The following is a 12,121-nucleotide window of genomic DNA, read 5'->3' as shown; positions in this document are numbered from 1 at the left end:
CGGGCACCGGCTCAGCGCAGCAGCGACGAGACTCCCTGGGTGTCACAGACCACACGCCAGACGTCCTTGGCCTCCCAGCCCGCGTCCAGCGCCTGCCGGATCGTCCGCCCGCCCAGCTCGCTCATCACATGATCAGAGGCGAAGGACTCCGCGTACGCCTCACCGAAGTGCGCGTACATCCGTCGCCAGAACTCCGTCAGCCTCATGGCCACCAGTATCCCGGACCCGGGCCGGGGCGCCGCGGCCGAGGCGGCCTCAGGGCCTCCGGCCCGCCGCCTCCAGCGCGTACTCGACCTCGCCCAGCTCGCTGCCGGGAATCGGCTCGGGGTGGTCCTCGTGGAAGGTCCGCACACAGGAGAGCCCGGCCTTCGCCATCACCCGCCGCGAACCACTGTTGACCGTCATCGTGTACGCGACCACCCGGCGCACACCGAGCTCCTCGAAGCCCCGGCGGACCAGCGCCCGCGCGCCTTCCGTGGCGTAGCCCCGCCCCCAGGCCGACCGGCGCAGCCGATAGCCGAGTTCGACCTCGCCCCGGTCCTCCGTGCCGGTCGGCCGGAACTCGAACCAGCCGAGAAAGGCACCGCCCACCCGCTCCTCGGCGGCCCACCAGCCGAGCGTGCCGTACCGCTCGTAGTGGTCGAGAAAGCGCGGCAGCACCTCGCGCTCGACCACCTCGCGCGGGGTGGCCCGGCCGCCGGTGAGGTACCGCATCACCTCGGGGTCGCCGTCCAGCTCCACCAGGTGGTCCACGTCGGCCCCGGTGAAGCGGCGCAGCACCAGCCGCTCGGTGGTCAGGAAGACGGTCATGCCCCCGATCGTCGCCGATCGTGCCCCACCTGTCACCGGGTTTTCCGCCCCCTGCCGGGCGTTCGCGGTCGCCCGGCAGGGGCGGCTCAGTGCGGCAGCGCCAGCGTCCCCGCGCCGTAGTACTGCCGGTCGCCGCAGGCCCGCGGGCCGGGCGGACAGGCGGCCGCCGCGGCGCCGGCCAGCAGCGCGGCGAGCCGGTCCGAGCCCCAGTCCGGGTGCAGCGCCGCGGCCACCGCGACCGCGCCGGTGACGTGCGCCGCCGCCATCGAGGTGCCGGCCAGCGCGGCGTACCGGCCGCCGGGCCAGTCGGAGACGATCGCCCCCTGCGGGCCGCCGTCCGGGTCTCCCCCCGGGGCGGCCAGCGAGACCTTTCCACGCCCGTAGTTGGAGTAGGCGGACGGCTGGCCGTCCCGGTTCACGGCGGTGACCGTGACCACGCCGGGCAGTTCACCGGGCAGCCGAACGCACTCGGTGCCGACGTACCGGGACTGCGCCGGTCCTGAGGTGCGGTCGTTGGGACTGCGGTCGTCGGTCCTGGCGGCCCCGAGGTCCTGGCTGTCGTTCCCGGCCGAGGCCACCACCACCGCGCCCCGGCGCTGGGCGTACCCGGAGGCCCGGGCCACGGCGGTGATCAGCGCGGCCTGGTCCCGGTCCTCGGGGCAGTTGTACTTCCACGGGTCCGCGAAGTAGCTGTTGTTGATCGCCTTGGCGCCGTGGTCGGCGGCCCAGAGCATGCCGCAGACGATGTTCTCCGCGTAGTACTGGCCGAGCGGGCCGAGCAGCCGGACCGCCGCGATCCGGACGCCGGGGGCGACCCCGGCGACCCCGCGGCCGTCCCGGGCGGCCCCGACGATCCCGGCGACGTGGGTGCCGTGGCCGCTCTCGCCGATCCCCGGGTCGGGCCGCCAGACGCCGGTCCGCCCGTCGGGGCGGCCGTCCGCGCAGGAGGCCGAGCTCTTCGGGTCGACCGCGGCGCGCAGGTCGGGGTGGGTGTCGTCGACGCCTGAGTCGAGCACCGCGACCAGCACCCGGCGCAGCGCGTCGGCGGAGGGCCTGCCGGGGTCGGCGGCCGGACCGCGCAGCAGGGTGGGCGAGGCGCCGGCCGCGCCGAGCAGGGCGAGATTCCAGGCATCGTGTTCGCCCGGGTCCGGCACGGTGACGGAGGCGTCGTCCCCGCCGTCCGCGCTGCCGCCACCCGGCCGTCCGCCGTCCGCATCGACGTCCGCCCGGTCCGCGCTGTCGCCGGCACCGGCACCGGCACCGAAGTCCCCGGCGCCGGCCAGCGGCCGGGGCGGGCCCGGCACCGGTGCGGTCCGGGTGGCACCGACGGCGGCCACCCCGGGCCGGCCCCGGACCTTGTCGGCGAAGCCACCGGTCGCGTACGCGAGCACGGCCCCGATCTGCGGGTACTCCTGGACGACCTGCCCGCCCGCGGCACGCGCCTCGGCCCCGGCCCGGGCGGCCCCGGCGGCGTCCTCCTGCTCGGCCAGCACCAGGTAGCTGAGGTAGGCCCGCCCCGGCCCGGCCACGTACGGGACGGCACCGACGACGACCAGCGCGGTGAGCAGCATCGCGAGCAGGGCGCGGACCGACGCCTTGGCGCGGCGCGGGACGGCGCAGGCGGGACCGCGGCCGGACGGGTGCACCTGCGCCATCGCACGGTCTCCGCTCGTCGGTCCCGGTGGTCACGGGAGGATCACGGGTCTGAATAATCACCATAGGAGCGGATTGTCTGTTTTGCCTTTTTGGCTCTTCCGGACGGCACAGCCGCGACCGCCCCACCACGGCTCCCTTGTCAGTGCCACCGGGCACCATGGGGGCATGGCACCCCAGACCCGGAACCCGTCGCCCGCCGGCCCCCCGGCCGATCCGCTGGCCGGATTCGCCCCGGCCACCCGGGCCTGGTTCACGGGGGCCTTCACCGCGCCCACCACCGCCCAGGCCGAGGCCTGGCACGCCATCCGGCAGGAGACCGACGTCCTGGTGGTCGCCCCCACCGGCTCCGGCAAGACCCTCGCCGCGTTCCTCTCCGCCCTGGACCGGCTCAGCACCACCCCGCCCCCGGCCGAACCCAAGCGCCGCTGCCGGGTCCTCTACATCTCCCCGCTCAAGGCCCTCGCCGTCGACGTCGAGCGGAACCTGCGCGCACCGCTGACCGGCCTGCGCCAGGCCGCCGTCCGGCTCGGCCTGCCCGAGCCCGAGGTCCAGGTCGGCATCCGCTCCGGCGACACCCCCGCCGCCGACCGCCGCCGCTTCACCACCCACCCGCCGGACATCCTGATCACCACCCCCGAGTCGCTCTTCCTCCTGCTCACCAGCGCCTCCCGGGAGGCCCTGCGCGGCATCGACACGGTGATCCTCGACGAGGTGCACGCCGTCGCCGGCACCAAGCGCGGTGCCCACCTCGCCCTCAGCCTGGAGCGGCTGGACGAGCTGCTGGAGCGCCCGGCCCGCCGGATCGGCCTGTCCGCCACCGTCCGCCCGGTCGAGGAGGTGGCCCGCTTCCTCAGCCCCCGGCGCGGCGCCACCGTCGTCCAGCCCGCCGCCGCCAAGGAGTTCGACCTCTCGGTGGTCGTCCCCGTCCCCGACCTGGACGACCTGCCCACCGCCCCCGCCACCGGCGGCGGTCCCCCGGCCTCGCGGCCGGGAGGTGCCCCCACCGACACCGACCCGGCCCGGCAGGCCTCCATCTGGCCGCATGTCGAGGAGCGGATCGTCGACCTCGTCCAGGCCCACCGCTCCACCATCGTCTTCGCCAACTCCCGTCGGCTCGCCGAGCGCCTCTGCAACCGGCTCAACGAGATCGCCTACGAGCGCGCCGTCGGCGAGCCCCTGCCCGAATCCCACGCCCCCGCCCAGCTGATGGCCGAGTCCGGCACCGCCAAGGGCGCCCCGCCCCTCCTCGCCCGGGCGCACCACGGCTCGGTCTCCAAGGAGCAGCGCGCGCTCGTCGAAGAGGAGCTGAAGGCCGGCCGGCTGCCCGCCGTGGTCGCCACCTCCAGCCTGGAACTCGGCATCGACATGGGCGCGGTCGAGCTGGTCGTCCAGGTGGAGTCCCCGCCCTCGGTCGCCTCCGGCCTCCAACGGGTCGGCCGGGCCGGCCACCAGGTCGGCGCCGTCTCCACCGGCGTCTTCTTCCCCAAGTACCGGGGCGATCTGGTGCAGTCCGCGGTGGTCACCGAACGGATGCGGGCCGGGCGGATCGAGGCGCTGCGCATCCCGCGCAACCCACTGGACGTGCTCGCCCAGCAGCTGGTCGCCATGACGGCCCTGGACACCTGGCCGGTGGACGACCTGCTCGCCCTGGTCCGCCGGGCCGCGCCGTTCGCCACCCTCCCGCAGTCCGCCTTCGACGCCGTCCTCGACATGCTGGCCGGCCGCTACCCGTCGGACGCCTTCGCCGAACTCCGCCCCCGCCTGGTCTGGGACCGCGTGGCGGGCACCGTCACCGGCCGCCCCGGCGCCCAGCGGCTCGCCGTCACCTCGGGCGGCACCATCCCCGACCGCGGCCTGTTCGGCGTCTTCATCGCCGGCTCCGCCGCATCCGAGGCGAAAGCGGGCAGGAAGGGCGGCGGCCGGGTCGGAGAGCTCGACGAGGAGATGGTCTACGAGTCCCGCGTCGGGGACGTCTTCACCCTCGGCACCACCTCCTGGCGGATCGAGGAGATCACCCACGACAAGGTGCTGGTCACCCCCGCCCCCGGGATCCCCGGCCGGCTCCCGTTCTGGAAGGGCGACACCCTCGGCCGCCCGCTCGAACTCGGCCGCGCCCTGGGCGCGTTCACCCGCGAACTCGGCGCCCTCCCGCCCGAGGCCGCCACCGCCCGGCTCCAGCAGGCCGGTCTGGACGACTGGGCCGCCGCCAATCTGCTCGCCTACCTCGCCGAACAGCGCACCGCCTGCGGCCACCTCCCGGACGACCGCACCATCGTGGTCGAGCGCTTCCGCGACGAACTCGGCGACTGGCGGATCGTCATCCACTCCCCCTTCGGCGCGCAGGTGCACGCCCCCTGGGCGCTCGCCCTCGCCGCCCGGCTGCGCGAGAAGCACGGCCTCGACCCGCAGGTCATGCACGCCGACGACGGCATCGTGCTCCGCCTCCCCGACGCCGACCTGCTCGACTTCCCCATGGAGCCGCCGGAGCGGGCGAGTTCACCGGACGACGCCCCGGTCGGCGCCGACGCCGCGCTGTTCGACCCCGGCGAGATCGAGCAGCTCGTCACCGACCAGGTCGGCGGCTCCGCCCTGTTCGCCTCCCGCTTCCGTGAGTGCGCCGGCCGCGCCCTGCTGCTCCCCCGGCGCAGCCCCGGCAAGCGCACCCCGCTCTGGCAGCAGCGCCAGCGCGCCGCCCAACTCCTCGAGGTGGCCTCCGAGTACGGATCCTTCCCGATCGTGCTGGAGGCCGTCCGGGAGTGCCTCCAGGACGTCTTCGACGTCCCCGGTCTGGTCGAGCTGATGGCGGACCTCGAATCCCGCGCGGTCCGCGTGGTCGAGGTCACCACCCCCGAGCCCTCCCCGTTCGCCCGTTCCCTGCTCTTCGGCTACGTCGCCCAGTTCCTCTACGAGGGGGACTCCCCGCTCGCCGAGCGCCGCGCCGCCGCCCTCGCCCTCGACTCCCGGCTGCTCTCCGAACTCCTCGGCCAGGCCGAGCTGCGGGAGCTGCTCGACCCGCAGGTCCTCGCCGAGCTGGAGGCCGAGCTCCAACGCCTCACCCCCGAGCGCCGGATCAAGGACGCCGAGGGCGTCGCCGACGCACTGCGCCTGCTCGGCCCGCTCACCGAGGCCGAACTGACCGCCCGCGGCGCCGATCCGCTCTGGGCGCTCGAACTCGAAGCGGCCCGGCGGCTGATCCAGGTCCGGATCGCCGGAGAGCGGCGCTGGGCCGCCGTCGAGGACGCCGGACGGCTCCGCGACGCCCTCGGCACCCCCCTGCCGGTCGGCGTCCCCGAGGCCTTCACCGAGCCGGTCAAGGACCCGATGGGCGACCTGCTCGCCCGGCACGCCCGCACCCACGGCCCGTTCACCGCCGCCGAGGCCGCCGCCCGCTTCGGTCTCGGCACCGCCGTCGTCACCGGCACCCTGCACCGGCTCACCGCCACCGGCCGCCTCGTCCAGGGCGAGTTCCGCCCGGTCGAGGGCCACACCGCCACCGTCGAATGGTGCGACGCCGAGGTCCTGCGCCGGCTGCGCCGCCGTTCGCTGGCCGCCCTGCGCCAGGAGGTCGAACCCGTACCGCCCCGCGCGCTGGCCGCGTTCCTCCCGCAGTGGCAGCACCTGGCCGGCCACCGGCTGCGCGGCCCCGACGGCCTGGTCCGGGTGGTCGAACAGCTCCAGGGCACCGCCCTGCCCGCCTCCGCCCTGGAGAAGCTGATCCTCCCGGCCCGGCTCGCCGACTACTCCCCCGGTCTGCTGGACGAGCTGATGGCGGCCGGCGAGATCGGCTGGTCCGGTGCCGGCGCCCTGCCCGGCACGGACGGCTGGATCAGCCTGCACCTCGCCGAGAACGCCCACCTGCTGCGCCCCGAGCCCGTCCCGCCCGCCGTCACCCCCGTGCACACCGCCGTGACGGCGGCCCTGACCGGCGGCTACGGCCTGTTCTTCCGCCAACTGGTGGAACGGCTGCGCGCCGAGGGCCTGACCGAGACCCCCGAGCCCGAGATCGTCGAGGCCCTCTGGGACCTGGTCTGGGCCGGGTACGTCAGCAATGACACCCTCGCCCCGCTGCGCGCCCTGCTCGGCTCCGCCCGGACGGCCGGGGCCACCGCCCACCGTGCCCCGCGGGCCACCCCGCGCGGCCGCTACGGCGGCGCGGGCCGCCCCTTCGGCCGCGCCGGCGGCGCCCTGCGCAGCGGCCCGCCGACGGTGGCCGGGCGCTGGTCGCTGCTGCCCGCCTTCGCCGCCGACCCGACCGTCCGGGCCACCGCCCGGGCGCAGAGCCTGCTGGACCGGCACGGCCTGCTCACCCGGGGCGCGGTGGCGGCCGAGCGGGTGCCGGGCGGCTTCGCCGGGGTGTACCGGGTGCTGTCCGCGATGGAGGAGCGCGGCCGGGCCCGCCGGGGCTACTTCGTGGAGGGGCTGGGCGGCGCCCAGTTCGCCATGGAGGGCGCCGCGGACCGGCTGCGGTCCGTCAGCGGCCGGCTGGAGCGCGCCCGGGCCACCGAGTGGCCGGCCCGCCCCGCCGCCGAGCCGCCGCAGCTGCTGGTGCTGGCCGCCGCCGACCCGGCGAACGCCTACGGCGCCGCCCTGCCCTGGCCCGAGCCGCCCACCGCTGCGGGGGCCACGGAGGCGAGGGCGCACCGGCCCGGCCGCAAGGCGGGCGCCCTGGTGGTGCTGGTCGACGGCGAGCTGGCCCTCTACGTCGAGCGCGGTGGCAAGTCCCTGCTGGCCTGGCCGGAGGACGAGGCCACCCGCGCGGCGGCGGCGTCCGCCCTGGCCGCGGCGGTCCGCCAGGGCGCGCTCGGCAGTGTCACCGTCGAGCGCGCCAACGGCGAGCCCGCCCTGGGCTCGGCCCTGGGCGCCGTCCTGGAGGAGGCCGGCTTCCACGCCACCCCCCGGGGCCTGCGGCTGCGACCGTAGGCCTCACCGACCACACCGGCCGCACCAATCACACCGGCCCCGCACCGGTAAAGAGCCCGTATGCCACGGCGAAGGCCGCGGGGTCGTTGCCAACCCCGCGGCCTTCGTCAAGCAATCAGTCGCTGATGTCACCCGATCGGAGGTTCCGCCTCCACCCGGGCCACGGCCTCACCCGTTCGGTGCCGGGATGGTCCGGTGGCACTCCAGTCCGCGTGGACCGGAATCAGACCGAGCCCCCAGCCGCCGGCCACGAGCAGTCCCAGCACGGCCCCGTCGGCCAGTTCCCCCTGGACGGCCGACAGCCACCAGCAGAGTCCGCCCACCAGGACCACCAGGCGCCATCGAAGCGGCCGGGGAATCGTTCGCCCCAGCCGTATTCGGGCCTCGGTGCACGCCGTCGAAGCTCTCCGCACGACCGCCTCCTTCGCTCGCCCCGGGCACCAGGCGCCCGGGCGTCGAGGCCAGGTCAGGCGGCGACCACGTCCATCGCGGCAGCCTTGGGCGAGAGGTTCGCCCGGTCGGTGCCGGGGGCGGGCAGCGGTACCGGTTCGAGCACCGGCCTCAGCAGTTCACCTTCGGAGAGGGTGGCCATCGACGCAAGTTCGGCGAGCGACAGCTCGTCACTGACCTCGCGCATGACCTCGGACATGCGGACGTCGAGTGCGTCGCAGATCGCGGAGAGCAGCTCCGAAGAGGCCTCCTTCTGCCCCCGCTCGACCTCGGAGAGGTAACCGAGCGAAACCCTGGCAGCTGCCGACACCTCGCGAAGTGTGCGGCCCTGGCGCTGGCGCTGCCGACGCAGTACATCGCCCAGTAGGCGACGGAGCAGGATCATCGGTGCCTCCCTCCTCGGACTGCGGATCGAGATGTCACGTCCCCACCGTACCGCCTTGCCCGCTTCGCGTGCGGGGACCATGGTCGTGTTCACTCTGGGCTGCAAGGCTGTCCCCTCCCCTGTTTCGGTGTCGTTCCCGGGCCTGCGGACCCCTCGTCGGACCCGTCCTGCGGCACCCGGCCACCGCCGCGCAACTCGTTCGCCACCTGGTTTCTGCCCAACCAGGCCCTTGGATGTAACACGATCCTCCAGCTGCGCCATACCCGTACGCCAGTTCGGCAGATCTCGGTTCGATGGAGCTCTCGACGGGTTCAGTGCACGGCCGGGCCGGACGGCAGCCGCCCGACGAGCAGCTCCAGGGCGGCGGTGACCGCCCTGTGACGGATTGTGGCACGCTCCCCCGACAGCCGTGGCGAACTGACCAGAGTTCCCCCCGGACCGGCGACGGCGAGGTGCACCGTGCCCACCGGCTGCCCGTCCTGCGGCTCCGGACCGGCCACCCCGGTCGTCGCGAGCCCGTACGTGGCGCCCAGCAGCCGTCGTACGCCCTCGGCCATCTGCCGGGCCACCACGGGGTGGACCGGCCCGTACACGGCCAGCAGGCCCTCGTCGACGCCGAGCACCGAGGCCTTCAGCTCGGTCGCGTACGCGGTGACCGAGCCCCGGAAGGTCGCGGACGCCCCGGGAACGTCCACCAGCGCGGCCGCCAGCAGCCCGCCGGTCAGCGACTCGGCGACCGCCACCGTGCTGCCCTCCCCGCGCAGCGCGGTGTGCGCCCGCACCGCCAGCTCGTAGTCCACCCCGGTCTCCCCCGTCACCGGCCCGCGCGCTCCGCGGCCAGCCCCTCGCGGCGCATCCGAAGCGCCTGCCCGACGTAGTCCAGCGCGGTGCCGATGGTCAGCAGCACCGCCAGCGCCATCAGGACGGCCCGCGCGGTGGCCAGCCAGCCGGTCAGCTCCAGCACGTACATGCCGACGGCGATGCCCTGGGTGAGCGTCTTCAGCTTGCCGCCCCGGCTGGCCGGGATGACCCCGTACCGGATCACCCAGAACCGCATCAGCGTGATGCCGAGCTCGCGGGCCAGGATCACCACCGTGACCCACCACGGCAGGTCGCCCAGCACGGAGAGGCCGATCAGCGCCGCGCCCATGATCGCCTTGTCGGCGATCGGGTCGGCGATCTTGCCGAAGTCGGTGACCAGGCCCTTGCGCCGGGCCAGCTCCCCGTCGAACAGATCGGTGATCATCGCGACGGCGAACGAGGCCCAGGCCACCGCGCGCCACTTGGGGTCGTGTCCCCCGTCGGCGAAGAGCAGCGCCACGAAGACCGGCACCAGCAGCAACCGGAGCATCGTGAGCATGTTCGCGATGTTCCAGATCCCCGGCAACGGGGGCATCGCGGCCTCCGGTCTGTCCGGGTGGGCCGCGGCCGGGGCGCCGGGCCCGTTGGTCATTCCCCGGCTCCCGCGGCCTGGCGGACCCGTGTCTGCTCCAGCGCCTCGGCGACCAGGTCGACGCCCTCGCTGGCGACCACCCGGGCCCGGTAGAACTGGCCGACCTCGGGGTCCTCGACGCCGGTGAGCGTGGTGAGGCCGTCGGTCTCGGGCGCCTGGTGGGCGGCCCGGCCCTCGACCAGATCGCCCTCCACGGACTCGATCAGCACCTCGACCTCGCTGCCGATCCGCTGCTCGGCCCGCTGGGCGGTCAGCTCCTCGGCGAGCCTGGTCAGCCGGTTCAGCCGGTCCGCCACCACGTCCTCGGACAGCTTGCCGTCGTAGGTCGCGGCCTCGGTGCCGTCCTCGTCCGAGTAGCCGAAGACCCCGATCGCGTCCAGGCCGGCGTGGGTGATGAAGCGCTCCAGCTCGGCGAAGTCCTCCTCGGTCTCACCCGGGAAGCCGACGATGAAGTTGGAGCGGGCACCGGCCTGCGGGGCCTTGCCGCGGATGGTGCCGAGCAGCTCCAGGAACTGGTCGGTGCTGCCGAACCGGCGCATCCGGCGCAGCACCGCCGGCGCCGAGTGCTGGAAGGACAGGTCGAAGTAGGGCAGCACGTCGGCGGTGCCGGTCATCGCGTCGATCAGCCCGGGGCGCATCTCGGCGGGCTGCAGGTAGGAGACCCGGACCCGCTCGATGCCGTCGAGCGCGGAGATCTCGCCGAGCAGCGTCTCCAGCAGGCGGATGTCGCCGAGGTCCTTGCCGTACGAGGTGTTGTTCTCGCTGACCAGCACGACCTCGCGGACGCCCTGCTCGGCCAGCCACTGGGCCTCGTGCAGCACGTCGGAGGGGCGGCGGGAGATGAACGAGCCGCGGAAGGCCGGGATGGCGCAGAAGGAGCAGCGCCGGTCGCAGCCGGAGGCGAGCTTGACCGAGGCGACCGGGTTGTCGTCCAGCCGCTTGCGCAGGGTGCGCGGGCCGGAGGCGGGCGCGACGCCCTCCGGAAGGTCGGCGATGGTCTCGGCGGCGCCGTGGCCGGGCAGCGCGATCTCGGCGGCGGCGGCCTGGCGCTCGACCGGGCTCAGCGGCAGCAGCTTGCGGCGGTCGCGCGGGATGTGCGGGGCGTGGTGGCCGCCGGAGAGGATGGTCTGCAGGCGGTCGGAGATGTCCGAGTAGTCGTCGAAGCCGAGCACGCCGTCCGCCTCGGGCAGCGCGTCGGCCAGCTCCTTGCCGTACCGCTCGGCCATACAGCCGACCGCGACGACCGCCTGGGTGCGGCCGTGCCCCTTGAGGTCGTTGGCCTCCAGCAGGGCGTCGACGGAGTCCTTCTTGGCGGCCTCGACGAAGCCGCAGGTGTTGACGACGGCGACGTCGGCTTCGGCGGCGTCGTCGACGAGCAACCAGCCATCGGCCTCCAGTCGCCCGGCGAGTTCCTCGGAGTCCACCTCGTTGCGGGCGCATCCGAGCGTGACAAGGGCGACAGTACGGCGTTCAGGCATAGGGCCAAGATTAACGCGCGGCCCCCGGTGCCGTTCGCCCCGGAGGCCACGCGCCTCGGATTACCAGATCTTCACCGGGCCACCGGGCCCGCGCCGTCAGCCCGCCTGCGGGTCGCCGGGGGTGTACGTGACGTGCACCACCTGGCCGTCCTTGCCCGCCGGACCGAGATCCTTGCCGTTGACGTACACGTGCACGGCACCGGCGTTGCCGATCACCAGCTTGATCTGCTTGGGGTCGGTGAAGGTCTGGTCCTGGCCCTCCGCGATGTTGTTCTGGAACAGCGACTTCCCGTTGCCGTCCAGCGCGGAGACCCAGCTGGTGTCCTTCTCGGCGACCAGCTTCACGGTGACCTTGTCGGCCGGGACGGCGGCGATCGCCGCGGCGCTCGGCGCCGGGGCCGGCGGCTGCACGCTCGGCGAGGCGGCCGGGGCGACCGAGCCGGTGCCGGAACCGCTGGGCAGCGGCGCGCTGGCGGAGCCGGTGGTGGAGCCGCCGGTCTTGCCGCTGACCAGGTTGAAGCCGATCAGGGCGACCACCGCGAAGATCGCGGCGACCATGGCCGCCGTCCAGTTCGGCCGGCTGCGGCCGGGCACCTTGATCGGCCCGCTGTCGATCAGCTGGGTCGGCCGCTTCGCGGCGGGGGCGCCGCCGTGCGCGGCGTCGTACCGCGCCACCAGCCCGTCGCCGTCCACGCCGACGGCCCGGGCGATCAGGCGGATGTGACCGCGCGCGTAGAAGTCACCACCGCAGCGGGCGAAGTCGTCCGCCTCGATGGCGTGGACGATCGGCACCCGGACCCGGGTGGCGGTGCTCACCTGATCCACCGTGAGGCCGGCGTCGATCCGTGCGGTGGACAGCACCCGGCCGATGCTCACGGCATCGGCCGTCGGTTCCGCGCCGTCGGACGGCTGGACGGGCGTCGGGGCGTTCTCGCGGTCGGGGGACTTGCCGATGGTCACGGGGCACGC

9 protein-coding genes are annotated in these 12,121 nt (G+C 74.8%); 1 reads left to right on the top strand and 8 read right to left on the bottom strand.

Features of this window, described 5'->3' with window-relative positions; all coding sequences use genetic code 11:
* Positions 1 to 11 precede the first annotated feature (11 nt).
* From ACIQIB_RS27560 to ACIQIB_RS27550, 3 genes are all read right to left on the bottom strand, one after another.
* The gene (locus ACIQIB_RS27560) at positions 12 to 206 is read right to left on the bottom strand and encodes a DUF3046 domain-containing protein (protein WP_363609603.1); all 195 of its coding nucleotides are present in this window, start codon (positions 204 to 206) and stop codon (positions 12 to 14) included.
* A gap of 49 nt (positions 207 to 255) precedes the next feature.
* A complete protein-coding gene (locus ACIQIB_RS27555) occupies positions 256 to 810 on the bottom strand; it encodes a GNAT family N-acetyltransferase (protein WP_400761277.1) in 555 nt (184 codons plus the stop codon).
* Positions 811 to 896: 86 nt separating this feature from the next.
* Positions 897 to 2,465 carry a S8 family serine peptidase gene (locus ACIQIB_RS27550; RefSeq protein ID WP_400761275.1) on the bottom strand — a complete coding sequence of 523 codons (1,569 nt, stop codon included), beginning with the start codon at positions 2,463 to 2,465 and terminating at the stop codon, positions 897 to 899.
* A 166-nt stretch (positions 2,466 to 2,631) separates the two neighbouring features.
* Between ACIQIB_RS27550 and ACIQIB_RS27545 the strand changes: the two genes are divergently transcribed.
* A complete protein-coding gene (locus tag ACIQIB_RS27545) occupies positions 2,632 to 7,386 on the top strand; it encodes an ATP-dependent helicase (RefSeq protein WP_400761272.1) in 4,755 nt (1,584 codons plus the stop codon).
* A gap of 466 nt (positions 7,387 to 7,852) precedes the next feature.
* Here ACIQIB_RS27545 and ACIQIB_RS27540 read toward each other — a convergent pair whose 3' ends face one another.
* From ACIQIB_RS27540 to ACIQIB_RS27520, 5 genes are all read right to left on the bottom strand, one after another.
* Positions 7,853 to 8,221: a helix-turn-helix transcriptional regulator gene (locus ACIQIB_RS27540; RefSeq protein ID WP_363609610.1), complete on the bottom strand. Its 369-nt coding sequence runs from the start codon at positions 8,219 to 8,221 to the stop codon at positions 7,853 to 7,855.
* 311 nt (positions 8,222 to 8,532) lie between these two features.
* The gene (locus tag ACIQIB_RS27535; protein ID WP_363609636.1) at positions 8,533 to 9,009 is read right to left on the bottom strand and encodes a CinA family protein; all 477 of its coding nucleotides are present in this window, start codon (positions 9,007 to 9,009) and stop codon (positions 8,533 to 8,535) included.
* Between the two features lie 26 nt (positions 9,010 to 9,035).
* On the bottom strand, positions 9,036 to 9,617 hold the full coding sequence (gene pgsA, locus ACIQIB_RS27530) for a CDP-diacylglycerol--glycerol-3-phosphate 3-phosphatidyltransferase (RefSeq protein ID WP_400657447.1): 582 nt from the start codon (positions 9,615 to 9,617) through the stop codon (positions 9,036 to 9,038).
* Positions 9,618 to 9,670: 53 nt separating this feature from the next.
* Positions 9,671 to 11,152, bottom strand: coding sequence for a 30S ribosomal protein S12 methylthiotransferase RimO (gene rimO, locus ACIQIB_RS27525; RefSeq protein WP_400657427.1), 1,482 nt, complete (start codon positions 11,150 to 11,152; stop codon positions 9,671 to 9,673).
* A 96-nt stretch (positions 11,153 to 11,248) separates the two neighbouring features.
* Positions 11,249 to 12,112, bottom strand: a complete 864-nt coding sequence (locus ACIQIB_RS27520) for a RodZ domain-containing protein (RefSeq protein ID WP_363609616.1) — start codon at positions 12,110 to 12,112, stop codon at positions 11,249 to 11,251.
* Positions 12,113 to 12,121: the final 9 nt, after the last annotated feature.

It is taken from the genome of Kitasatospora sp. NPDC092286, from assembly GCF_044755565.1.
Taxonomy (GTDB): domain Bacteria; phylum Actinomycetota; class Actinomycetes; order Streptomycetales; family Streptomycetaceae; genus Kitasatospora.
This window is presented reverse-complemented; position numbering and strand designations above follow the sequence as displayed.

Bases quoted from the DNA above. Each gene is read 5' to 3' on its own strand.
- ACIQIB_RS27560 (WP_363609603.1), bottom strand. From the start codon at position 206: ATGAGGCTGACGGAGTTCTGGCGACGGATGTACGCGCACTTCGGTGAG.
- ACIQIB_RS27555 (WP_400761277.1), bottom strand. From the start codon at position 810: ATGACCGTCTTCCTGACCACCGAGCGGCTGGTGCTGCGCCGCTTCACC.
- ACIQIB_RS27550 (WP_400761275.1), bottom strand. From the start codon at position 2,465: ATGGCGCAGGTGCACCCGTCCGGCCGCGGTCCCGCCTGCGCCGTCCCG.
- ACIQIB_RS27545 (WP_400761272.1), top strand. From the start codon at position 2,632: ATGGCACCCCAGACCCGGAACCCGTCGCCCGCCGGCCCCCCGGCCGAT.
- ACIQIB_RS27540 (WP_363609610.1), bottom strand. From the start codon at position 8,221: ATGATCCTGCTCCGTCGCCTACTGGGCGATGTACTGCGTCGGCAGCGC.
- pgsA (WP_400657447.1), bottom strand. From the start codon at position 9,617: ATGCCCCCGTTGCCGGGGATCTGGAACATCGCGAACATGCTCACGATG.
- rimO (WP_400657427.1), bottom strand. From the start codon at position 11,152: ATGCCTGAACGCCGTACTGTCGCCCTTGTCACGCTCGGATGCGCCCGC.